Genomic DNA, 24,549 nt, shown 5'->3' with positions numbered 1-24,549 from the left:
AAAGCCCCATAAGAAATGAGGCTTTTTTAAGTATGGTGTAAATATCTTAATTATCTACGTTAGATGTTTCATCACCAATGTTCCAGGTAAGGCCGAAACGAAGCGTGTTATCCAAAGCAGTATTTACTTTTGACATATTGATCAGATAAGAAATATCAAGTCCGAAAGAACGGTACTTCAATCCGATACCTGCTGTAGCGAACTGTCTTGCTCCCTGCTCTTCGCTCTCGTGGAAGTAACCTGTTCTTACTGCAAATGCATTATCATAAGAGTACTCTAAAGCACCACTCATCATGATACTATTTTTATTTTTGAAAGATTTTCCAATTCCGGCAATAGGGCCTACGTTTGGAATTTCATATCTTGGCTGTCTTGTATTAGGATCTATTCCTACATATTCTGAACCAGGAACTAAAATTTTTGAACCTTCAAAGCTCAACCCGATCTTGTTCATATCATCCAAATACATATCGTATCCAAGTCCCAGTCTTGCCATAGTAGGAAGATAAGATCTTGATTCTTCATTTCCTGTATAGTCTAATTTCGGACCTAGGTTCTGAACAGCGAAACCTGCGTTTATTTTACCGTCATAACCTCCGAAACTTGAAAATCTTGGAGAAGTATAGTATCCTGAAACGTCTACCGCAAATGAGTTGGCGGCTTTAAGTGTCGTATCTGTGTTGAAACCTCCGGCTAAATCTGAGCGGATGAATCTACCGGTAACGGCCATAGAGTAAGAGTCAGAAAGTTTCAGACCGTAAGCTACATCGATGGAGAATTCATTAGGTTTTGATGTTCCCATAGATGCTACTTCTGAACCTACTAACTGAGTAAGGTCTACTTCGCCCATGTTGAAATAATAGATACTCGCAGAGATGGTAGATCTTTCTTCCTGTCCTAAGAATTTATGGAATGCACCATATAGTAAAAATACGTCATTGGTAAGTTTCCCCATGTAAGGCGTATAGTTAAGACCAATGGAAGAACTTGTTCTGCTAAAAGGATATTTTGCAGCATTCCAGAATTGTGAAAATGCATCCGGTGAAGTTACCACCCCTTGGTCCCCCATACCTCCAGCTCTTGCATCTGGTGCAATTCTTAGAAAAGGAGCTCCGGTTAAAACTGGGTTGATCTTACTTAGATCTTGCGAATAGCCTAAAAAACCAGCACTTAAACCAAATCCCAAAAGCAGTTTAGTAGTTAAATTCATATGTTGTCTTTTATATATTATCAGTTTTTTATAAATATTGTTGTCTATGTATTATTTAATTTATTTCAAAAGTACCATTTTTTCTACAGCTGTGGCACTTCCTTTGCATTTTTCTTGGTTTTGACTTTTTGCAAATATCTTAAAAATATACGTACCTTTTGCAACAGTTGCCCCAAAATCATCTCTTCCGTCCCATTCTATTGCCTGGCGTGGTGTTCTAAAGCCCTGTAGGAACGGTTCTGCGACTACCGGCTGAGATAATGTTTTTACTAATTTTCCTGTTATGGTGTAAATTTGAACGTTTACATCCAGAATATCATCACAGTTATGTTCAAACTGGATGTAGGTTTTATTGGTAAAAGGATTCGGCCAGTTCAGCGGGCGGTTGATCACCAGGTGCTGATCAGATTCATCTTTAACTTCAAAGTTTAACGTAGCACTTGTTGAATTATTGTTTATGTCCCAAACTTTAAATGTTAATTGGTGTTGTCCAATCGCAAGATTTCTGAAAGGATAGGTTACATTCCCTTTTTGATAGTCCGCAAGACTAGGATTCAGACATCCGTTTCCTTCTCCTGAGGCAAAGAAATCATTCAGAACAACAGTATTGATGATCTGGCCATCAAGATACACCGTGATGTCATGTCCTACGCCGGATCCGGTAGAGTTGATTCCTGTATCATCTGTAACACAAGCCAGAAGCATTGGATTTTGGTTGGTAATACCACCGTCAGCAAAGTTTGTATTATTCATATACAGTTTTACTTTTGGAGGTTCATTATCATTAATTCCGTTCGGGTTAATGTCACCTACCTGTACAGCCTGATTATTAAATACGTCAGTTACTTTATTGTCTGCATATCCTAATATTCTTCCTTGTCCTACAGCATAGTTAATGTCCTTTGGAACATAGAATTCTACAGTAAATACTCCGTTTACGGCAGTTCCTGAAGCTTTAACAATTGCACTTCCTTCTTCAGTGTATTCCATTACAGGAGCTAATACTCCGTCGTTATTAAGCGTTTTTTTGTTTAATCTCTTATCAAAAATATGGATAGATACCCTTCCGTTAAAAGTCGTGTTAACAGTTCCGTTTGCATTATTAATATGACCCTTTACTTTAATAAAATCCAGTCCTCTGATCAGTCCCGGAACCGGAGATTCTATGCCATCGATGATAAGCTGTCTTTGGGGTCTGCTCAGTTTCATAGCCGGATCACCAAGGAAGTTAACCTTCAGGTGGTCAATATTGGCTGCTTTTTGTTTTTTAGCATTTAAATGGGCATATCCTAAAGTTTCAAACTCATCATTGGTTAATGCGAAAATGTTCTTTGTATAAAGATCCGTAAAATTACGTCCGTAATCTACCCCAATTGCACGGCTGGATGTAATCATAGCAGCAGCGCCTCCCTGCTTCAGCTTAATGAACTGTTCTCCTGCAGAAGAAGTACTCGGCTCATCCCATAAAGTAAATTCACAGGTAATGGTAGATACAAATGGGAATCTGCTGTATACATTAGAGAAATTATTGGAATTCTGGATCTCTGTACTGGTTAGTACCCTTTCCTGTGCCCATCCGTTGATACCTCCATGTCCGAAGTAGAAAAGATAAAGACTGTTTCCAATATCATTCGATATAGCCTGGGTCACCTGAGGGAATCTCTGGCCTGCTGCAGTACTTTGTGCTGGAAAAGCATCCAGATATAACTTTCTTACATTATATTCTTTCAGTTGCTGCTGACCCGGTTGTTCAAAAATACTGGACAGCGTACTATTCATTACTTCATGGAAAGGACTTCCACCATCCTTATCATCATCCACAACAAAGTCAAGCTTCATACGCCATTCTCCGAAAGGAGTAGATTGTCCCGGAAGAGCATTATAATAAGCCAGTGTTTTGCTGATCATATCTCCCGCTTCTGTCACATTGGCCGCCGGGATTCTACCGACAGGAATATCAGGAAGGTTATTTTCAATAGTAGATGCTGTTTGAGGCTGCGTCATTACAATATAATCATCTGTTACAAATGAGCCTACGAAATCTGCAGAATTTTCACCTTCATAGCTGGAAACAACATTGGAATTGCCGGAGATCCTGTTTTTGTAATCATAAGAAGCATCTCCTAAAATAAATACATACTTAAGTCTTCCGCCGGTATTTAGTTTTGTAACAAAATCTCTGATCGCTGTAAGATCCCTGCTACCGCTTCCAAATTCATTATAGATCTTGGTGGCATCTACCACTTCTACGGTATAATTGTTTTTGGTTTGATGATAATTGGCAAGCCTCTGAGCCTGTCCCATCATTTCAGGAACAGTGATGATCAGATAATCTATATTTTGAAGTCCGGAAAGATTCTGATTGCCGATTCTTTCTACAAACTGAGGGTTGTAAGCCGCATCAGCACGGAAAGCTACAAATTCATTGTTGAAATTAGGATCAGAAGCAAGATAACCGAAATTAAAGCTTCCTGCCCCCGCTTTATTTACCCTTCTGTTCGCATTTGTAATATCCGTCACATCCCAAACCTGCTCCATAGTGGTCGTGTTTGAAATACCAAATCCGTAATTTGTATTTGATCCGCTGGCAATAGAAAAATCTCTAAAGTTCATTTGCGAACCGTTGAAGGTGAGATTTTCCTTATACTGTACTTCAGCGTAATCAAAATGGAAAGCTCCGTTAGGATTTACAGAAATATTGGGTGAATAATTAATTGTAATTTGGTTTCCGCTAAGGTTGGATATAGTTCCTTCATATTTCAGCTGATAAAAATCAAATCCATAATTAGGAGTATTGGGAGGGACATTCTGTGTAACTGGATTCAGATTGTTGATTTTAAACTCAACCGTGTTCTGTTGTGCTTTATTACCAACCACCTGAGTTTTGAATCTTATCACATCATTAGCCTGAATCGGAGAGTTGGTTGTAAAAGTAACTGTCTTATCCGTATTAAACGGAGCATCTTCTACCCAGATCCTGCCTATTTTTAATATATTTTTTTGATCATTGTTGATTACCTGATAATTGTCATATCGGGTAATTAACGGAGTTGCTGGAAGATTGGCATCTACAGGCTGTACTCTTTTTCCTGCACCCTTATCAAAATTAATAAAGTAGTATGAGAAATCTTCATAGATGTTTTTAAGGCCATTTGTTCTGTCCGTTCTGGTATCCACTCTTTTGAAGCCATTTCCGTTTGATGTATCATAAAGATTGTATCCGTTTGGCCCCTGAGCATAAAATAATGCATAATCCCCGTCATTCCATACTCCGTCTTCTTCACCTACTACCTGGATGGCATTTTCCTGAAGTGCACTGTACTTTGTATCCTGATTGTACTCCGGAAGCATTATCCCCCCGTTTCCATAGATTCTGAAATTTTTCGGATTTACGGAAGCAGGATTGATCCCGTTATCTTTTAAAAACTGTGTTGTAATTTTAAAAATTCCTGACTTGTCTACCTTGATTTTATAAAATCCACCGCTTGAAAGGGGATTGGCAGTACTTCCTACTTTGTTGGCAGTTCCTGATCTGAAATTATTAGATGCTGAGGTTTCAGAAATATTGAATGAAGAAAGTCTTTGTACACGTCCTTTTACATTCTTAAATAAAGACACACTGATGCTTGCATACCGTTCTCCCTGTACTGTATAATAGGTAATGTCCGTTACATCATAATCCGGGAGCCTGCCTTTATCAAGATCATATAAATCCTTAGTGGAAATATTTTCCCAGGCCAGATCAGAAACTTTAAGCTGGTTTTCTCCGATTTTTTGTTTGGTGATGATAAAAACATTATTTTGGCCAAACGAAAAACCTTCATTTTTGAAGTTTGGAAGATTTAATTTTGTGTCACCAAAATCTTGGATTTTAGAGCCTTCCCATTCTATGGCTTTTCTCTGGGCCCAAAGTGTTGATACAAAAGAGAATAGTAATAAAAAGGTGATTTTTTGTTTCATGTTTGTTATTGAAATTTCCGAATTACAAATAAAATGAAAATTTTAGAATTAAATTGTGATACAATAAAATTAATTTGTTAACGTTTTTCAAAAAAATCAAATGTTTACTTGATTTATTGAATAATTTATTTTTTCTTTGTACTTTGAAAATATTTATATCGACTATGAAAAAACTACAGTTGTTTTCATTAATAGCATTAAGTTCTACACTTGCATTAACCAGCTGCGGCGGATCAGGTACAAGCAAAGGAGGCGGTACTAAAAAATTTGTCAGCAAGACGGGTTGGAAACCAAACGAAAAACAAGGTTGGTTTTTTGCAGGAAAGCAACAAAAGCAGAAGGGGTGGCCAGGAATGGTATATGTAGAAGGTGGAACTTTTACAATGGGATTAGTGAAAGATGATGTTATGCATGATTGGAATAACACACCTCGCAGAATGCAGGTAAGTTCATTCTTCATCGGAGAAACAGAAATTACTAACTATGAATACCGCGAATACCTTACATGGTTGAAGTATGTATTCCCTCCAAGTGATCCTAGCTTTAAAGAGATTTATAACGGCGCTTTGCCAGATACTCTTTTATGGGATAACAAATTATCTAGAAACGATTATAATGAAACTTATCTGCGTTCTCCAGAATTCGATTACTACCCGGTAGTAGGAGTTTCCTGGACCCAGGCAAACAGATATTGTGAGTGGCTTACAGATAGAGCAAATGAAAAAGCTTTGATGCAGTCCGGAGTTATTGCTAAAGATTTGTATATCAACGAATCCAATAACCAAGGTGGTACAGCATTTAACATGGATAAATTCAAATCGAATGATCCGGAAATGCAGGGCTATATCAACGAAAAAAGAATGCAGCAGAAATCTGGTATGAAAACAACCAACCAGAGGCTTCTTTCTGCAAACAGAGCTCCAAACTCTTCAATGGTTCAGAAGTTCAGACTTCCTACTGAAGTAGAATGGGAATATGCAGCTCTTGGTATGGCTAAGAACAGAGAATATAACCAATACCTGGGTAAAAAACCTGAAATTGAAAGATTAAAAGGGACTAAAGGAAGAGATAAAGGAATGTTCCTTGAAAACTTCAAAATGGGGAAAGGTGACTATTCTGGTATTGCAGGATGGAAAAATGACGGAGCAGCACAAACTGCAGACGTAAGACAATATCCATCTAATGATCTTGGAATCTACGGTATGTATGGTAACGTTTCCGAATGGACGGCTGATGTATACAGACCTATCATTGATGAAGATTTCAATGACTTCAATTATTACAGAGGAAATATGCCTCAGGCTGTTGTAAGAAACGGTGATGGAACTTACAAAATGATCGACGAAGGAACTATCAAGTATGATACGTTAGCCGACGGAAGATTAGTATATAAAGGACTTCCTGGACAGTTTGAAAGAGAAACTATCGCTGATTACAGAAACTACAGAGATGGGGACAGACAGTCTTCTTTAGAATATTACAGAGCTTCAGACTCAGCTTCTTCTTATAATATGTACAACTCTCCTCAGAAAAGATTTGTAGTAGATGCGGGAGGAAGAGTGAAAATGATGAAAGACACTAAAGACAGAACTTCAGCAATGTCTAATGATGTAAGAGTTGTAAAAGGTGGTTCTTGGCAGGATACAGCATATTGGTTGGATCCGGGACAAAGAAGATACAAAAACCAGGGCAAAGCTTACGGATGGATTGGCTTCCGTGTTGCACAGGATGCTAGAGTTAGCGACAAGAACAGAACTAGAAGATAATATTTATCAAAAAATACTTACAAAAAACCTTCCGGATTTCCGGAAGGTTTTTTTATTTTTGAACTATGAATACAGAACAGTTTTATCCTTTGTTTTTAAAGTCAGATAAAGTAACAATCGACAGCAGGAAAGTTGGCAGAAATGATATTTTCTTTGCTTTTTCCGGTGAAAATTTCAATGCTGCTGCTTTAGCAGAAAAAGCAGTTGACGATGGTGCTTTGGCGGTGATTGTGGAACAGCCGGAATTTGAAAATAAGGACAGAAACATATTCTGTGTTCCGTCTACATTGGAATTTCTGCAACAGCTTGCAGTGCATCATAGAAACCAGCTGGGTATCCCTGTTATAGGCCTTACCGGAAGTAACGGAAAGACTACCACCAAAGAAATCATCCATGCCGTGCTTGCTGAAAAATTTAATGTACAGTATACCTCCGGAAATTTGAATAACCATATCGGGGTACCGTTAACCATTCTTTCCATTAAAACGGAACATGAAATGGCTGTGGTAGAAATGGGAGCCAATCACCAGAAAGAAATAGAACTTTTATGTAGGATTTCACAACCCGATTTTGGATATATTACCAATTTTGGGAAAGCCCACCTGGAAGGTTTTGGTGGATTTGAAGGGGTTATCAAAGGTAAGTCTGAACTGTATGATTATCTGAAAAGTCATCACAAGACCATTGTTGTAAATGAGAACGATCCTATTCAAACGGAAAAAACCGAAAACTACACTCCTAAGATTACGTTTGGAAAAGAGAGTTCCGATTACGATTTCGGGCTGTTCTCAGAAGAACATTTTGTAGGGCTTAATTTTAAAGGTGAAAAAGCCGTTTCAAAACTGACCGGAGAATATAATTTTACCAATCTGTGTGCAGCAGCCAGTCTTGGACTGCATTTTGGGATCAGCTTTGATAAAATAAAGCAGGCGATAGAAAATTATACGCCAACCAACATGCGCTCGCAGGTTGTGACAAAGGAAGGAAGAACATTAGTGCTTGATACCTATAATGCCAATCCCAGCTCAATGACTGCTTCCCTGCAGAATTTCGCCACTTTTGAAGGGGCAAAAACAGTCATTATCGGAGATATGCTTGAGTTAGGTGATGAAAGTGAGAAAGAACATGTATCTATCCTAAAACTTGCCCATGAGCTTGCTTTTGACCAGGTCATCACGGTAGGAAAGCATTTTAAAAATGTTAATCCTTCACCATTATCTTTTGAAAATACGGCAGAACTTATAGAATACCTTCAGCACAATACAATCCAGTCTGAAAATATTTTGTTAAAAGGATCGCGGGGAATTGCACTGGAAAAAGCGATAGAATTTATCTAGTCTTTAAATTCCAGAACTCTTTTACAATCAGTTTGATATTTTTGAATGTGCTTGGGAAAACTTCATCCTCGATCTGGGTGGTGTTTTTCCAGGCTACTTCAGTGATTCCTTCTTCAATCTGAGGCTTAGAAGTATCTTCACCATTGAAATTCATTTCAAACCAGTGTGTACATTTAAGGATCTTTTCACCGTTTCTTTCGATATAGATATGGTAAGTCGTATTAATGAAATCTACAAGCTCGACATCTTTCAGCCCGGTTTCTTCTTCAATCTCCCTTACTGCAGATTCTTCACGGGATTCTCCCTTCTCCATCTTACCTTTAGGAAGATCCCATTTGCCCAGCCTTTTGATGAAAAGGAGTTCGCCTTGAGAATTGCTGACAAGTCCTCCGGCAGCTTCTATAATTCTGAAAAGCGTTTGAAACTCCTTCCAGATTTCGTCAATATTCTCACCGTAAACATTCAATTCCCTTATAGATGTATTTTCCAGAAGATCGAGAGCGATTTCCAGGCTTGTGACGTTTTCATATCCAAGCGTTTTTTCTAAGTTTTCAGATTGCTTAGACAGTAATAATTTTTTTTCGTTCACAAAAACTTTATACATATATTTGTAATAATTAAGAATTTAAATACAAAAATAAAAAATGAATTTAGAAGGACGAAAAATTATTGTTAATAAATCATCTAAAGATCTATCTGAATTATTGAAATCACCTGAAAACTATAAAGATTTTATGCCGGACGGTCTTCAGAAATTTGAAACAAGAGACAACGGATTCAAATTCGGATTACAGGGAATGCCGGAAATCGCTTTGAAAATAGATGAAGTGGATGAGCAGAAAGCTGTTTTGAAATCAGCAAGCTCAAGTCTGGATTTTACATTAACAGCTACTTTGAATCCTGTAAGTGAAAATCAGACAGAAGTTCAGATGCTTTTTGAAGGTAAATTCAATCCTTTCATCAAAATGATGGTAGAAAAACCGCTTCAGAACTTTATCAATACTTTGACAGATAAGATCGAAGCTTACAAATAAAAATCAGACCTTCAGTAATGAAGGTTTTTTTATGCAACGATTCCTGAGCTGTGATCTTTGGAACTGCCGGTTGCAGATGAAAGAACATTGATCTCATTATTCATCCTTAAAACACCCATAAAAGCAAAGATCAGGGCTTCTTTGTAATTGATGATCTCATTTTCAGGGATCATGATTTTGGATCCGGTTTTTTCTTTGATCTTTTCGGTCAGAAAAGTATTATATGTGCCTCCGCCTGTGCAAAGAACATTCTGCAAATTGTTTTTATTGATGACATCAGAAATCTGCAGGGCAATATGTTCTGTAAAAGTAGCCATGACATTTCCTGTTTCAATGTTTTCTAAAAGCGGAAAAATAGACTCTGTGCACCATTCGATGCCTAAAGATTTAGGGTGCGGCTGGCTGTAGAATTTCAATGTATTAAGTTTCTCTAAAAGATCTTCGTTTATATTACCTTTTCTTGCCAGATCGCCATTTTCATCAAAACTTTTATTAAATTTCTGTGCTAATCTGTTCAGTACAATATTCACCGGGGCAATATCAAAGGCGATTCTTTGATTGTTCTGTCTTAAAGAGATATTGGAAAACCCGCCCAGATTGAGGCATGCATCATATCCGGAAAAAAGCAGCTCATCACCAATGGGTACCAAAGGAGCGCCGTTTCCACCCATCAGAACATCCTGGCTTCTGAAATCATAAACAACAGGAAGGCCCGTAGCTATTTTAACAGCTCTGCCATCCCCGATCTGCAGTGTAAATTTTTTATGAGGCTGGTGAAAAACCGTATGACCGTGAGACGCGATCAGATCTATGTTTTCAAGATCGTTCTTTGTAATAAATTCCTGAACTTTTTGTCCCAGATAAAAACCGTATTCTGAATGAAGTTTCAGTAATTCTTCTGGAGATAAATGGATGGAATTTCTAAGCTTTTCCTCCCATTTTTGAGGATAGGGAAGGGTTTCTGCCTGCAGGATCTGAAAATTCCAGCGTTCCTTTTTTTCGAAGGCTGCAAAACAGATATCCAGGCCGTCCAGACTGGTTCCCGGACATGAGCCCAATAGCCTGAAATCTCATATTACTGCGGTGTTTTTTTTTCTTCGAGTCTTTTGGTACTGAAATCACCTGAGCTATTAAAGAAGGTGTATTCAGAGAAATCATCTTTGGCCGTCATACCGTTGGCCCCCACAAGGGTAGAGCCGTCTTCCATCGTAACGTATACCGTATCTTTGGTGTAGATCCTATTTTTCTTCTGATCCCAGTAGATGGTTTCCATAGCAAAACGCTGTCCCTCATTGGTAGTAATCCTTACATCACCTTTTGCTTCGTAGAATTTTTTATATTCAAAAATACGGGCATATTTAGCGGTAATCTTACCGGGCACTTTAGGTTTCTTTTTATCAAAGAACTCTATATTAATCCCTTTTCTTGCTACAACATAGGGACTGTCGATCAGTTCGTATTTTTCAATAATAGGTGCTTTAGCTTTTAAAGATATAAAGCCCGAATCCCGCTGTATGATATTGGCATTGTTAATAATCTGTGATGGGAAGTTCTTACTTTTGTTGCCATTGGCTTTGGTAAGATCCTCTTCACAGGATGTCAATATAAAAAATATAGCACAACTAAAAAGGCATGCTATATTTTTATATGATATTTTTTTTGAAAAATTCATTTTAGTTGTACAGATTCTTTCTGAACCATCTGTCAGCAAAGTTGAAGCCGACCCTTAGGTTAATAAAGTTCTGATTGATCAGGTTATTTTTAAGAGTTCCTCTTTTTCCTATTTCCAAACCAAGTTCAAGACCACTCATTCTGGTGATACTACTTGTTTTGAATGGAAGCATTACACCTCCTGAGATCCCGAACTTATTGATGCTGTTACCGTTTATTTTAAGGTTTCCTCTTTCATAGAAGGCTCCGTATCTGTAAACTACCCTTGAGAAATAGCTTCTGAAGTTATTGTAGTTTGGTAAATACCAACCTCCGGCAGAAATTCTGTATGTATCCTGGAAATCAAAAGATTTTCCGAAATATGAAATATCTTCACCTTTTTTATAATCAAGCTGCCCTGAAACAAACCAGTGATTTTCACTTCCATAACCAACACCTAAAGATGCCTGTAGCGGAAGAAGGTTTTTAGAGCTTGTACTTTTCTGATCGATGATCGTTTCCAAAGCTTTTACCGAATTGGCTGCATCAGAATACACATAGGTACTGTTGACATAATCAGTAGTCATATTGCTTGTGTTTCCAAACGTAGCAGTAGCTCCAATGGTCAGTTTTCTATCAGTACGCGTATTCAGGCTCTGATAGCTACCCCCAAGCGTGAAGTTGAAGTTTTTGATGCTGTTTTTGGTTTCATAACCGTTAATAAATTCAGAAACATTCCCATCTTTATCAGCAGTTCTAAGCTCATTCAAATCATAAAGATTTCCAAAGTATAGGTTGGCTCTCAAACCTACAGCAAAATTCTGATCGATCTTATAAGATACAGCTGCCTGGGCAGTATTCAGCGTTCCACTTCCACTAAAACGATTGGAGAATAAATTTCCCTCCTTATCAGAACTCATATTTACAATATCATAGCTTTTGGAGCTGTAAGGCTGATAGGAAAGTCCCAGCTTAACCTTTGGAGACAAAGGAAAGGCTAATGCTATATTAGAAAGATAAGTAGAATGTTTGGTAGACTTCGTATCGTTATAATTTGTTTTGAAGTAATTGTTTTCGTTGGTAGCTTCCAGTTTAATACTTGTAAGCTCGAAATTAGAGTTATTCGCAGGGTTTGCGAAATTGAAGTTGCTCGTGAAATCACTGATATAAGCAGTAGATATACCACCCATAGAGGCAGTTTCAATCGTATTATCATATTTTACATCTCCAATTCCATAAGTTGCATACGGAGAGTTACTAATACTCTGTGCATTTAGGAAGTATCCAACTGATATGAATGATACCGCAAAGATTTTTTTCATTCTTTATTTTTAAAACAATGCGCAAATATCTTAAATATTAATGAATTGTAAAAATTATATGTGGTTAAAGTTTGTTAAGGACAGAATTGATGGGCTTTTTTGTCGATTTATTAATGAAGCGGAAATAGAAATTGTTAAAAGTGAATTCTTTTGGCAGCCAAATAGGTGAATAGTGAACAGTAAATTTGCTTCACAGTGAATTTAATTGCAGGCTTTCCAGTTATAGTAAGTATAATGTATGTAGATATGAAACATGATATCGAAAATTTCATCAACCCAAAATTAATATCTGATCTCTAACCTCGAAACACGCATCACACTACGCACCAAAATTGACCATTGACTTACGAAGCAAAAACTCACCATTCACATTTAACACTATTCTAAAATTTAACCTCAAATTCTTCCCCAGTTTTTTTATCTTTGGGACATGAATTGGGAGAACATTGCCGGACAGGAAAATCTGAAAAAACTTCTTCGGGAAAGCATTGCTGAAAACCGGGTGAGCCATGCCCAGCTTTTTATTGGAAAAGAAGGCTATGGAACACTTCCTATGGTATTGGCTTATGCCAAAGAGGTTTTTAGTCAGGAAAATGAACATGCCGCTTCTAAAGTTGAGCATTTGAATCACCTTGATCTGCATTTCAGCTTCCCGGTTTTTACGGATAACAAAAATTCTTTAAGCAAAAATAAATTTGAAGAATTCAGGGAAATGATCATGGCATCTCCTTATTCGAGTTATGATGACTGGACTGCCTTCCTGGAATCTGAAAACAAGCAGCTCTTTATTTCTGCAGATGAAATAGATGACCAGAATCAGAAATTTGCTTTAAAAAGTTTTGAAGGGGGAACTAAAATTCTGATCGTTTGGAGAGCTGATAAAATGAATGTTGCTGCCGCCAACAAATTCCTGAAATTTCTGGAAGAGCCGCCGACAAAGACCCTTATCCTTCTTACCGCCGAAACTACCAACGATATTCTTCCCACCATTCTTTCCAGGACACAGATTGTAGAAGTACCCAGGATCAATGATGAAGATCTGGAAAATTATCTTAAAAAAAACTTTTCTGTTTCTGCTGAAAAAGCAGGGGAGATTATCCATGAGGCGCAGGGGAATCTTAATGATGCTATAAAGATTTTAAATTCCGGGCACAAAAGTGATGAATTCGAAAAGCTTTTTATACAGTGGGTGAGGGATGCATTTATGGTAAAGAAGAAGCCACAATTCCTTAAAAGTATTATCTTCTGGGCCAGAGAAATTGCAGGATGGAACAGGGAAAAACAGAAAAATTTTCTGAACTACTGCTCGGAGATCTTCAGGCTTGCTTTGCTTCAGAACTATCAGTCCGAAAATCTTGTCTATAAAAAGATTGATGCAGAGGGCTTCAACTGGACAGGTTTTTCAAAATTTATAAGCGGGGCGAATATCGAAAGCATTTTAGAAGAAATCAATACTGCTGATCTTCATCTTACCCGAAACGGAAATCCTAAAATTGTCTGGACAGATTTGGGTATAAAATTATCACGTTACATTCATAAAAATTCATAATTCAGCTACATATTTCTCTGCTGAATTTTTAAAATATAAGTCTGGATATCATCCGGACTTTTTTTGTATTTCTGACGGACAGATTATCGTTGATTTTTACTCCATTTTTTTCCAATTTATTTTTCCTTTCTATTATAATTTCCCATTTTTTAAAGTTTTCTGTTCAAAGATGAAGTGAAATTAACGGAATATTAACATCAATATCTTTTTTTTGATTATGATTGTTAGGTTTTATATAATTTAAACGGTCTAATTACCAGAACTTTATATTGGCAAATATTAAATATACATTAAAAAATCAATCAATCGTTTGATTTTGTTAAAATCTTGTTTAAATTTGCACCCTGAAAAATAGATAAGCTATGGTTTCAAAAGAAGAGAATATATTGTTTGCCGCAGAGAAGCTTTTTGCTGAAAAAGGTTTTGAAGGAACCTCCACCAGAGAGATTTCAAAGGCAGCGAATGTAAATATATCTATGATCTCATACTATTTCGGATCTAAAGAAAAACTGTATGAAAAATTAGTTGAATACAGAATGAGTGAAGGTCAGTTCTTTGCTAAAGATATTCTTGAGAGAACGGATATCAATGAGTGGCAGAAGATAGAAAAGATCGTAGATCAGTTTTCAGATAGAGTAAGGCATCATAAATGCTTTTACAGAATCATGCAGAGGGAGCAGCTGTATACAGAAAATACACAAATCGTGGAATTTCTGAAACAGACCAAGATGGGCTTTATTTCCATGTATTCACAGGTGCTGGAAAGTGGACTTAAAAAAGGAATATTTACCAAGAATCCACCTATTTATCTGCTTCATGCTACAGTAAGCGGGACTTTATTTTATGCATCCAATGCGAAAGAAATGTATCAGGAATTCCTTAATGATACACAGGAAGAGGAAGTCTTCGACGAAAACTACTACACAGAACTTAATAAACATATAAAATATTTACTAAAAGACCTTCTAGGTTATGAAGAGAATAAATAACTCGGTGTTGGCATTATCCCTTTTCATGGGAATTGCAGCCATAAATGCTCAGGAGAAAAAACAGCTCACTCTCGATGAAGCAGTGCAGCTGGGAATCCAGAACAGTAAAAACCTTAAGATTGACGCCGCTAAGATTGAAGAAGCTACGGCAGATCTTTTGGAAGCTAAAAACAGACAGCTTCCTGAACTGAAAGTTTCGGGCAGCTATATGTATCTTCCTATTAAACCAACGATTGATCTAAAGCTTTCCAGCGCTTCAGGGGCAGCAGCAGGAGGTCCGGAAGTACATCAGGTAGCCTACGGATCCGTGAATCTTAGTGTTCCGATCTACAGCGGGGGAAGAATAAAATATGGTATCCAATCTGCTAAATATTTGGTGGAAGCATCAAAATTAAGCACGGAAAATGATAAAATAGCGATTGCTTATAATGTAGCCCAGGCTTACAATAATTTGTTTAAAGCTCATCAGTCCATTAAAGTTTTAGAAGAAAACCTTACGGCTTCTCAAAAGAGAGACGAAACTTTTCTGAAGCTTGAAAATAACGGTGTTATTGCAAGGAATGACCGTTTAAAAGCAAACCTTCAGACTTCAAATATTGAACTGCAATTACTGGAAGCAAAAAACAACTATAATATTGCCAATATCAATATGGATCTGTTATTAGGTATTCCGGAAACTACAGAAATTGAGGTGGATCAGAATTATATCGATGAAGGCTCAGAAGTAAAGGCGGTTGATTATTATATAAATGAGGCAAGAGAAAACCGTAAAGATTTACAGGCTTTGGCTCAGCAAAGAAAAGCTGCAGAACTGGGATCGAAATCGGCTAAGGCTGAAAACCTTCCTTCCATAGCATTTACCGGAGGATATGTAGCGGCGGATATTCCGAAATTCCTTACCCTTTACAACGCTGTGAATGTTGGAGTTGGTATTTCTTATAATTTATCCAACCTCTGGAAAGAAAACTCTTCCCTAAAACAGTCTCAGGCAAGAGAAAAGCAGCTGGCGGCTACTGACGAATTACTGAATGATAATATAAAGCTTGATGTCAACAGAGAATATCAGAATACAGATTATTCTAAAAAAAGAATATCGGTGTATGAAAAAGCTGCTGAACAGGCCAATGAAAATTACAGGATTACAAAAAATAAATACGATAACGGTTTGGCAACAATGACCGAACTTTTGGATGCTGATGCAGCTCAGATCTCATCAAATGTAGGAGTGATCAATGCAAAAGCAGACGCAGCACTGGCTTATAGAAAACTATTACAAACTACAGGAACTTTAACAATTAAATAAGACTAGGACCAAAAATGGAAAATAATAATACACCAGCAGTAGAAACTAAAAAGAAAAAAAGTTTAGTTTTCCCGATAATTTTAGCGGTTGTCGTTGTGGTAGGAGGGATTTACGGTTATAGAACATATTCTTATGGGCAGAGCCACGAAGAAACTGACGATGCTCAGATTGCTTCCAATATGAGCCCTGTAATTTCTAAGATTTCAGGATATGTAACGCAAATAAAAGTAAAAGACAATCAATTTGTAAAGAAAGGAGATACTTTGGTTATCCTGGACAACAGGGATCAGAAAATGGCCTTGGTACAGGCGGAAGCGGCTTTATCAACTGCGAAAAGCAATATTTCCAATGCACAGGCTACAACTACAGCTACTTCTAAAAACATTACATCTTCTCAGGCTGCTGTTACAACAGCCAATGCACAAATAGAAGCGGCTAAAGTGAATGTTTGGAAAACCGGTCAGGATCTGAAAAGATATTCTGTCCTGGTAAAAGACCATTCCATTACAGAACAGCAATATGAGCAGGCTTTGGCAGCAAAACAATCTGCGGACAGACAGCTTCAGGTATTAGTGGATCAGAGAAATCAGATTGCTCAGCAAACGAACATTGCTTCTTCTCAGACCGCTGCAAGTTCTCAGCAGATCAGCGTGGCAGGTTCAGTTGCTAAACAGAGAGAGGTAGATGTAGAAAATGCAAAACTAAACCTTTCCTATACAATTATCCTGGCTCCTGAAGACGGATTTGTTGGAAAAGTTCCGATTCAGGCAGGACAGTATTTACAGGCGGGATCTCAGTTATTCAGCTTAGTTAAAAATGATCAAAAATGGGTTATTGCTAACTTTAAAGAAACTCAGGTGGATAAAATGGTAGAAGGCCAGAAGGTAAAAATCGAGATTGATGCTTTTCCTGATACAGAATTTGACGGAGTGGTAAGCTCATTCTCTCCGGCTACAGGTTCTACATTCTCTATTCTTCCTCCGGATAACGCAAGTGGTAACTTCGTGAAAGTGGTACAGAGACTTCCTGTGAAGATAGACTTTGTAAAACTGGACCCGAATATTGCTAAAAAATTAAGAACAGGAATGAATGTGAAAGCTGAAGTTTCTTTAAAATAATATTTAAATAAGTGAATTGTCAATTTTGCTGAAGCATGTCAAATGACGAATGTAATAGGGAGTAGTAAGATTGATGATGAAGGTTGATGCCGGCCCTGTGTAAGAATTCAGTGATGAAGAAGGAAATGAGGCAATGAAGATGATGATGCAGATGAAATTCAATGGAGAGGTATAATGAAGCAGAAAACTGACAAAGAAGTTGATACCGGTTTTGTAGATGAAAATCAATGATGAGGTAGAAATGAAGTAGTAAAATTGACCATGGAGTTGATTGATAATTGACAATTCACTTTTAAAAAATAATTAAAAATAGTAAGGAATTAAGGGATTTAGAAATTAATGTTGGGCTTAAACCAGAATCTGAAAAGCCCGACAATCCAATAGAAAATTAATAAAGGACAAAGTTAGTTCGTAAAAAAACTTGTTCCGTTTCTTAAAATTTCTAAATCTCATAATCTCTTGATTTTTTAATACCTATAAAAAAACTATGCAAGATTCATTAGTAGAATATGGAGCCCGGAGGGTGATCATTACGATCACAGCAATCCTCTGTGCTTTGCTTGAAATTGTGGATTCCACGATTGTGAACGTTGCCCTGAACGAGATGAAAGGTAACCTGGGGTCTACACTTTCTGAAGTAGGCTGGGTAATTACGGCTTATGCAATTGGTAACGTAATTATTGTACCTATGACCAGTTGGCTATCCCAGCAGTTCGGACGAAGAAATTACTTTGCAGCCTCTATTATCATTTTTACCGTGTTCTCATTCTTATGTGGTAATGCAGATAATATTTGGGAATTGGTATTCTTCAGATTATGCCAGGGAATCGGAGGGGGAGCCTTATTGGTAACTTCACAAACCATTATTACAGAATCATATCCTATTGAAAAAAGAAGTATGGCTCAGGCTATTTATGGTTTGGGAGTAATTATTGGCCCAACATTAGGTCCGCCGTTAGGAGGGTATATTGTTGATAATTTTAGCTGGCCATATATTTTCTATATTAATATTCCAATTGGTATTGCGGCAACTTTAATGACCTTACAGTTTATAAAAAGTCCGAAATATGCCGAAAAACGTAAAGCTTCAGATGTAGACTGGTTAGGAATTGCTCTATTGGCAGTTACCGTAGGTTCATTACAGTATATCTTAGAAAGAGGACATGAAGAAGACTGGTTTGCAAGTGAGTGGATTGTGATATTTACCGTATCAGCAGTTTTAGGATTTATATTATTCCTCTGGCGGGAACTTACCTTCAAATATCCGATTGTAGAACTGAGGGTTTTGAAAAACAGTAACTTAAGGATTGGAACCGTTATGTCCTTTGTATTAGGATTTGGTTTGTATGGGTCTACGTTCATCGTTCCGCTGTATACCCAGAGTATTTTGGGGTGGACGGCCTTAGAATCCGGAGCATTGATGATTCCGGCAGCATTAACAACTGCTTTCATGATGCCTATTATTGGTAAATTACTTTCAAAAGGGGTAAAACAACAAATCCTGGTTTCCTTAGGATTATTTACCTTCTTTGTGTACAGTTTCTGGGGATATAAAATCTTGACTCCAGACACCGGTAAAGATGCATTCTTCTGGATGCTGATGGTAAGAGGAGCAGGATTAGGACTATTATTTATTCCGATCACTTCCTTATCATTAAGTACTCTGAAAGGTCAGGAAATTGGTCAGGGAGCAGCATTTACAGGGATGATGAGACAGTTGGGAGGATCTTTCGGGATTGCAGCCATCACCACATTTATTGCGAATGCCAGTCAGAAATACAGAGTCAATTTGGTTTCTCATTTAGATTCCAATGATTTTGATGTCCAGCAAAGATTAGCAGGATTAAAGGCAAGCTTTATGGCGAAAGGGATGACTCCCGATGCAGCAATGAATGCGGCTTATAAAATGCTTGATCTTACAGTCACCAAACAGGCTACGGTATTGTCTTATATGGACGTTTTCCTTTATTTAGGAATTGCCTTCCTGATTTGTATTCCGTTTATCTTATTAGTAAAAGAACGAAAAAGCAAAGAAAAAATAGATTTGAGTGGTGTACACTAAATTTTATTTGAATAAATACAAAGCCTCCGGAATTAATCCGGAGGCTTTTTTATGGAATGATTCAATAGTTTTAAATTCTTATTAATTTAAATGAAAAACTCTGATTTTTATTCAATCTTCGCTGTCCATTCAATCCCGCTGATGTCAATCAACTTTATCATATGAATATTTTCTGGTGAAATGTCAGCCAGATCTACCTTAATATCAGCTTTTGAACCCAGTGGAATAATCAGGCTGTGCTTCCCCGGTTTTACCTTTGCTACATAATGATTTTTGATGTTTTCTTTCGGAAATTTTGAAAGCTCTTTATGATTAAGTTCCTTTACCATATGTCCATCCTTATCCAGGATATGGATTCCGATCAGAAAAGAACCGTAGACATCTACTCCTTCCGTTCTGTAAACTTCAAATACCAGATCAGAATTCCTGATAGAAATATTAGAAATCTCAATCTTCGGTTTTATTGACTTATTATGGAGCGTCCCCCAGACACCGCCATGGAAATATTGGTTGGTCAATAGCGTAAGCCCGAAAATAAAAACTGAACCTGCCACTACAAGCGTTTTAGGTTTTGCCAGTGGCAGAACGCCGGATCCCAACCATAGAAACCATTTTTTATGAGTAAATCTTTTATTGTTCTTAATAAAATAATGATCCAGGGAAAAAGGACCGCTTCCGGTAAGAAACAGAACAAATCCGCCTGCAATACCTAAAACACCGATTTGCCATTCATCCAGACAGGTTGTTCCTATCCAGCCGGAACCCAGAAGAATTCCCATCGCAAGACCGAAGATCCCAATACTCATTAACCTTGTAAAAAGCCCCAGGATAATGAAAAGTCCTACCACTGCCTCAATAATGGTAAAAGCCATCATTGACCTTTGCAGGGCATCGGGATGGGTCACCAGATATTCTATGATTGTTTTTATTCCTAAGGCATTAGGCAAGAAATGATTGAATTTTCCTCCGATATATCCTGCTTCATCAGGGATTAATTTGTTTTCAAGAATAAGCCTGCGCCAAAATGCTGAAAAATAAGTCCACCCGATAACAAGGCGGAAAGATAATGTATAAAGTCCGGCCAGGTCATAAGACCGGCTGTCTGATAGATGTTTCATTAAAATTGTATTGTATTAAAAAACTGTTTATTGTAAAATTGATTTAGACAAAAGTCTAAGCCATATGTAATTTCAGTCTTTTAAATAAGATATATTTCGGCGGGCTGTTTCCGGAAGTTGTACCGGAATATTGGTTGAAAGTGATTTTTACATTCCCTGAATTATAAAACACATCTGAACTTAAAAAAGAGATTTTGTTTTTAAGCTGGAGCCGTTTTTTTGAAAAAGCTTTTAAAGATGATGATCTCTCAGCTGACGCATCGCAAAACGATACTACTGTACCGGCTGTTGTTTTAACTTTATTTAAACCGCTGAAATACTGAATGTCAAAAACACTGAGAACATCTCTTTTTACGGAGCACGGGGATAATGAAAATGCCAGTACAAGCATCATGATGAATGCTTTATAATTTCTCATATGGGTTTCTATGGCAGGCATTTTTACAAAACTACATTTTATTTTAGATGTAGGCTCATGAATTGCAGAAATTCATCCTGCTGATCTACAAATAAATAATGTGAGCAGTTCTCAATGATTTTAAAATGATTTTTTCCGACAATGTTTTTCATATCGTTAAGCTGCTTCTCAGAAAATATTCCGTCATCTTTTCCGTAAACTGCAAAAATGGGAACACCTGCTTTTTTAATTTCTTTTAAAACAGAAGTATTATCCAGATTGTTTCGGGATTCGTTTTTATAAAATTTCAAAGGTGATTCAGGGTTTCTGAAATTAACGGCATAAAATTCACCAGACTCATATTCATCCCTTAGCTGCTGGCTTTCAGGAGTCGGCGAGGACATTGTGAAAAATTTCATTTTACCTGCAATTTCATAACATCTTTTCCTGTAAGCAGCCGAGTTTTTGCTTAAACTTTCAATTTCAGCGATCTCTTTAAGCTGAACAGAATCGTTTTTGAATTGATTTTTAGCCTCTTTTAAGATGTGATCATAAGTTTCCTGCTGGGTAAAAAGAGCTCCTGCAAGAGTAAGTGAACTTACTTTTTCAGGAAACTGCCTGGTAAAAAGAGTTCCTATGATTCCTCCGAAGCTGTGGGCAAGGATATTTGCTTTCCGGATACCGTACTTTTTGTAGATTTGATTGAGATCTTCAAAACTCTCTTTAAAGGTCATTGAAGCATTCTCATCTTTTGATCTGCCTTCCCCGCGTCGGTCATAGACAATCACATAAAATCCTTTTTCTGCAAACTTTTGAGCTGTACTTCCTTCAAATAATGTTGAATTTCCACTCGGTCCGCCATGAATGAAAATGACAGGCATATCTTTTGGGTTACCATAAGCTTTAGAATAGATTTGCTGGGCATTAAAGGAAATAGAAATCAAGGCAAAAAGAAAAGACAGAAGGACTCTCATACATTATTTTTTGAAGTCTCTAATGTATGATGTTTCTTTACAATTCCCCAGCATAATTTAAAATTAAAAATGCTGCTGACTAACAGTTGTCACAAAACTGCCTTAACTTTATCATCAGAAATATGTAATTAAAAGAAACCTATTAAATGAGTTATTGTTTAGCCATAGAAGGAATGAAGCCTGAAAGCAGAAAAGAACTTCATAAGAACTACCATGACAACCATTACGGATTTCCCATTCACGATGATAATGAACTGTTTGGAAGGCTGATTCTGGAAATCAATCAGGCAGGTCTGAGTTGGGAGACTGTATTGAAAAAAGAAGAAAGCTTCAGGAAGGCATACCATAATTTTGATATTCATGCTATTGCAGCATATACAGAAGAAGATCGGGAAAGGCTTATGAATGATCCGGGAATTATCCGCAACCGGCTGAAAATAAATGCGGCCATTGAAAATGCTAAAACCATTACAGAACTGCAGCGAGAATTCGGATCTTTTGAAAAATGGCTGGAGCATCATCATCCCAAAACCCTTCAGGAGTGGATGAAGCTTTTCAAAAAGACATTTAAATTTACCGGCGGAGAAATCGTAAACGAATTTTTAATGAGCACGGGATACCTCAAAGGTGCCCATGCAGAGAGCTGTCCTGTTTATAAGCATGTGCTGGAACAGAAACCGCTTTGGAAGGAGTAGAGTGTTTGGGCTTTAGAGTTTGAGAGTTTTTAATGAAATCTGAAATCAATATTTTTAGATTATTTATGGAAAATTCTGAATTCACTTCTTAATAAATTCAGCAATTCTGTAAAAGAAATTAGCTCATCAACATTAGGATAAATTTTTAAATACGATTCCGGATTATCATATTCAAATTCATTTTCATTTTTATCAGTTTTTACCTTTAGATAATACGTAAAACCATCTAATATAGCCGACTTAGATACTGAAGATACAATTTCATCATCTTCTGTAAAATAATCTTTATTTTTCTTTTCTAATTTATATTGAATGTTTTCCCACGGTGGGAGATGTAATAGATCCGTATCAAGAATTTTTGCCCAAACCAATTTTATATTTTTAGGTAAATTGAGATCTGTTTTTTTGATATTTATTTGTTGATTTGCTGTTGCTTCCGTTGTATAAAGTTCTCCGATCCACTTTTCTGTATTATCCTGATATAACCTAAACATTTCTAATCCTGTAGAAATTGTATATTTCTTGTAAACCCTCATTTCATAATTGTTGAATGGTAAGTTTTCTATCTTTAAAATTCTGTTATACTTATTAATATTCTGTGAAAATAGAATAGTAAAATTTAAAAATATAAAAAGGATTACTAAAATTTTATGCATGAAAAGTGATAGTTTTTATATTATGTAAATAAACCTTTGGATGAATTAGAATTATATTGATGACATCTGTTTTATCAATAGGAGCGGGCTTTAGCCCGTTCAATGAATAAAATAAATCAATTGGCTTTAGCCAAATATGTATTCAACGATTTTATATGTTTTCAGGTTCAGAAGCTGAATGTTTATTACGCATAATCTCCTTATGTTCCGTACCCCATTTTTCAAATTCCAGGATAATGGGTTTCAGCTTATAGCCAATTTCTGTGAGTTCATATTCGACCCGTGGAGGGACTTCAGCGTAAACAGTTCTGGTGATAATCCTGTCTGCTTCTAACCTGCGGAGCTGCAGAGTGAGCATCCGTTCTGTAATATTGTTTAAGCGTTTTCTCAGCTCACCAAATCTCAGTTTACCGTTGATCAGATAACAGCAGATGGCTAATGCCCATTGTCCACCGATCGTATTGGAAGCATAGATCTCCGGACATTCATCTGCAAGCGCTTTTTTATTGGCAAAATTGGTTGATGTTTCCTTTATTTTAGTCATTACTTACATTTTTTATAGTACCGTACAATTGGTCACTAATGTTTAAAATGTAAGTTACGTATATTATTTTTGCTGAAGAAATTCAAACGAAAAATGAAAATATTAATAATACTGATTCACCCTGATATAGAAAAATCAGTGATCAATAAAAGATGGATGGAAGAATTGAAAAAATATCCTGAAAAATATACTGTACATTCCTTATATGATGCATATCCAGATGAAAAGATAGACGCTGCAAAAGAGCAACAGTTGATAGAGTCTTATGACAGAATCATCTTCCAGTTTCCATTTTATTGGTTCAGCAGTCCCCCGCTTTTGAAAAAATGGTTCGATGAGGTCCTGCTTTACGGCTGGGCATATGGAAGCAAAAGCGGTTATAGAGTTGGAGGAAAGAAGATCACACTGGCTGTTACGGCAGGAATTGATGAAGAAGGCTATAGCGCATCCGGAAAATATAAATATACCATGAATGAGCTTTTCCGTCCCTATGAACTCACTTTTGACTATATCAAAGCAGATTACCCTGAACCTTTTGTTTACTACGGAATAGAAAATGATCCTTCACAAGAATGGGTTGAGAGGAGTGTCCCGTTGTATCTGGATTTTTTAGATTCCTTATAGATTAATCTTCCGGAAAGGTTGTATTGTCAATTTGATAATACGGCCTTCCCTGATTTTATGATTACTCTTTATAATCTACATCTTCAATCCTCCAGCTGATCAATGTCGAATCAGTTTATAAATTAGATGCAGATGAATAAAGCCATTGGGATCAAGATGATTTATTTTTTCTTCGACATAATAAATTTCTCTTCGCCGCAGCATTCACAGATGTATTTCATAGCAGATTATTTGAGGCCTA

At 36.9% G+C, this 24,549-nt stretch carries 21 protein-coding genes; 10 read left to right on the top strand and 11 right to left on the bottom strand.

Features of this window, described 5'->3' with window-relative positions:
* Positions 1-46: 46 nt before the first annotated feature.
* Both porV and porU read right to left on the bottom strand, forming a co-directional pair.
* On the bottom strand, positions 47-1,210 hold the full coding sequence (gene porV, locus QF044_RS11990; RefSeq protein WP_307267441.1) for a type IX secretion system outer membrane channel protein PorV: 1,164 nt from the start codon (positions 1,208-1,210) through the stop codon (positions 47-49).
* 60 nt (positions 1,211-1,270) lie between these two features.
* On the bottom strand, positions 1,271-5,170 hold the full coding sequence (gene porU, locus QF044_RS11985; protein ID WP_307267438.1) for a type IX secretion system sortase PorU: 3,900 nt from the start codon (positions 5,168-5,170) through the stop codon (positions 1,271-1,273).
* Between the two features lie 164 nt (positions 5,171-5,334).
* Here porU and gldJ point away from each other — a divergent pair, with 164 nt between their 5' ends.
* Positions 5,335-6,936, top strand: a complete 1,602-nt coding sequence (gene gldJ / locus QF044_RS11980; RefSeq protein ID WP_307267435.1) for a gliding motility lipoprotein GldJ — start codon at positions 5,335-5,337, stop codon at positions 6,934-6,936.
* A 65-nt stretch (positions 6,937-7,001) separates the two neighbouring features.
* Positions 7,002-8,273 (top strand): UDP-N-acetylmuramoyl-tripeptide--D-alanyl-D-alanine ligase, encoded by a 1,272-nt coding sequence (gene murF, locus QF044_RS11975; RefSeq protein WP_307267432.1) that lies wholly within the window; start codon positions 7,002-7,004, stop codon positions 8,271-8,273.
* On the opposite strand, the gene QF044_RS11970 is transcribed toward murF, so the two are convergent.
* Positions 8,266-8,877 (bottom strand): NUDIX hydrolase, encoded by a 612-nt coding sequence (locus QF044_RS11970; RefSeq protein WP_307267429.1) that lies wholly within the window; start codon positions 8,875-8,877, stop codon positions 8,266-8,268. The genes murF and QF044_RS11970 overlap by 8 nt on opposite strands.
* A gap of 40 nt (positions 8,878-8,917) precedes the next feature.
* Between QF044_RS11970 and QF044_RS11965 the strand changes: the two genes are divergently transcribed.
* Positions 8,918-9,307, top strand: coding sequence for an SRPBCC family protein (locus tag QF044_RS11965; RefSeq protein WP_307267427.1), 390 nt, complete (start codon positions 8,918-8,920; stop codon positions 9,305-9,307).
* A gap of 29 nt (positions 9,308-9,336) precedes the next feature.
* On the opposite strand, the gene QF044_RS11960 is transcribed toward QF044_RS11965, so the two are convergent.
* Genes QF044_RS11960 through QF044_RS11950 form a run of 3 tightly spaced genes read right to left on the bottom strand, consistent with a single transcriptional unit; the run spans position 9,337 to position 12,279 of the window.
* The gene (locus QF044_RS11960) at positions 9,337-10,365 is read right to left on the bottom strand and encodes an anhydro-N-acetylmuramic acid kinase (RefSeq protein WP_307267424.1); all 1,029 of its coding nucleotides are present in this window, start codon (positions 10,363-10,365) and stop codon (positions 9,337-9,339) included.
* A gap of 17 nt (positions 10,366-10,382) precedes the next feature.
* The gene (gene lptC / locus QF044_RS11955; protein ID WP_307267421.1) at positions 10,383-10,979 is read right to left on the bottom strand and encodes an LPS export ABC transporter periplasmic protein LptC; all 597 of its coding nucleotides are present in this window, start codon (positions 10,977-10,979) and stop codon (positions 10,383-10,385) included.
* Between the two features lies 1 nt (position 10,980).
* Positions 10,981-12,279 (bottom strand): hypothetical protein, encoded by a 1,299-nt coding sequence (locus QF044_RS11950; RefSeq protein WP_307267418.1) that lies wholly within the window; start codon positions 12,277-12,279, stop codon positions 10,981-10,983.
* A gap of 430 nt (positions 12,280-12,709) precedes the next feature.
* On the opposite strand from QF044_RS11950, the gene QF044_RS11945 reads away from it, so the two are divergent.
* From QF044_RS11945 to QF044_RS11925, 5 genes are all read left to right on the top strand, one after another.
* Positions 12,710-13,828 carry a DNA polymerase III subunit delta' gene (locus QF044_RS11945; protein WP_307267415.1) on the top strand — a complete coding sequence of 373 codons (1,119 nt, stop codon included), beginning with the start codon at positions 12,710-12,712 and terminating at the stop codon, positions 13,826-13,828.
* Positions 13,829-14,190: 362 nt separating this feature from the next.
* On the top strand, positions 14,191-14,817 hold the full coding sequence (locus QF044_RS11940) for a TetR/AcrR family transcriptional regulator (RefSeq protein WP_307267413.1): 627 nt from the start codon (positions 14,191-14,193) through the stop codon (positions 14,815-14,817).
* Complete coding sequence (locus tag QF044_RS11935) at positions 14,801-16,120, top strand: TolC family protein (RefSeq protein ID WP_307267410.1); 1,320 nt, start codon at positions 14,801-14,803, stop codon at positions 16,118-16,120. The genes QF044_RS11940 and QF044_RS11935 overlap by 17 nt, the downstream gene beginning before the upstream one ends.
* Before the next feature lie 14 nt (positions 16,121-16,134).
* Positions 16,135-17,238, top strand: a complete 1,104-nt coding sequence (locus QF044_RS11930) for an HlyD family secretion protein (protein ID WP_307267407.1) — start codon at positions 16,135-16,137, stop codon at positions 17,236-17,238.
* A 487-nt stretch (positions 17,239-17,725) separates the two neighbouring features.
* Entirely contained in the window at positions 17,726-19,300 is a 1,575-nt protein-coding gene (locus tag QF044_RS11925) for a DHA2 family efflux MFS transporter permease subunit (RefSeq protein ID WP_307267405.1), read from the top strand.
* Positions 19,301-19,407: 107 nt separating this feature from the next.
* Here the strand turns inward: QF044_RS11925 and QF044_RS11920 are convergent, their stop codons facing one another.
* Genes QF044_RS11920 through QF044_RS11910 form a run of 3 tightly spaced genes read right to left on the bottom strand, consistent with a single transcriptional unit; the run spans position 19,408 to position 21,789 of the window.
* Positions 19,408-20,418 carry a TQO small subunit DoxD gene (locus tag QF044_RS11920; protein ID WP_307267402.1) on the bottom strand — a complete coding sequence of 337 codons (1,011 nt, stop codon included), beginning with the start codon at positions 20,416-20,418 and terminating at the stop codon, positions 19,408-19,410.
* 55 nt (positions 20,419-20,473) lie between these two features.
* Complete coding sequence (locus tag QF044_RS11915; RefSeq protein WP_307267400.1) at positions 20,474-20,857, bottom strand: hypothetical protein; 384 nt, start codon at positions 20,855-20,857, stop codon at positions 20,474-20,476.
* A gap of 17 nt (positions 20,858-20,874) precedes the next feature.
* A complete protein-coding gene (locus QF044_RS11910; protein ID WP_307267398.1) occupies positions 20,875-21,789 on the bottom strand; it encodes an alpha/beta hydrolase in 915 nt (304 codons plus the stop codon).
* A gap of 146 nt (positions 21,790-21,935) precedes the next feature.
* Here QF044_RS11910 and QF044_RS11905 point away from each other — a divergent pair, with 146 nt between their 5' ends.
* Entirely contained in the window at positions 21,936-22,484 is a 549-nt protein-coding gene (locus QF044_RS11905; protein WP_307267396.1) for a DNA-3-methyladenine glycosylase I, read from the top strand.
* Positions 22,485-22,543: 59 nt separating this feature from the next.
* Here QF044_RS11905 and QF044_RS11900 read toward each other — a convergent pair whose 3' ends face one another.
* Both QF044_RS11900 and QF044_RS11895 read right to left on the bottom strand, forming a co-directional pair.
* Positions 22,544-23,140 (bottom strand): hypothetical protein, encoded by a 597-nt coding sequence (locus QF044_RS11900; RefSeq protein WP_307267395.1) that lies wholly within the window; start codon positions 23,138-23,140, stop codon positions 22,544-22,546.
* A 151-nt stretch (positions 23,141-23,291) separates the two neighbouring features.
* Positions 23,292-23,684 (bottom strand): helix-turn-helix domain-containing protein, encoded by a 393-nt coding sequence (locus QF044_RS11895; protein ID WP_307267393.1) that lies wholly within the window; start codon positions 23,682-23,684, stop codon positions 23,292-23,294.
* Positions 23,685-23,777: 93 nt separating this feature from the next.
* On the opposite strand from QF044_RS11895, the gene QF044_RS11890 reads away from it, so the two are divergent.
* Positions 23,778-24,308 carry an NAD(P)H-dependent oxidoreductase gene (locus QF044_RS11890; protein ID WP_307267391.1) on the top strand — a complete coding sequence of 177 codons (531 nt, stop codon included), beginning with the start codon at positions 23,778-23,780 and terminating at the stop codon, positions 24,306-24,308.
* Positions 24,309-24,549 lie beyond the last annotated feature (241 nt).

It is taken from the genome of Chryseobacterium sp. W4I1 (assembly GCF_030816115.1).
Classification (GTDB): Bacteria; Bacteroidota; Bacteroidia; order Flavobacteriales; family Weeksellaceae; genus Chryseobacterium.
This window is presented reverse-complemented; position numbering and strand designations above follow the sequence as displayed.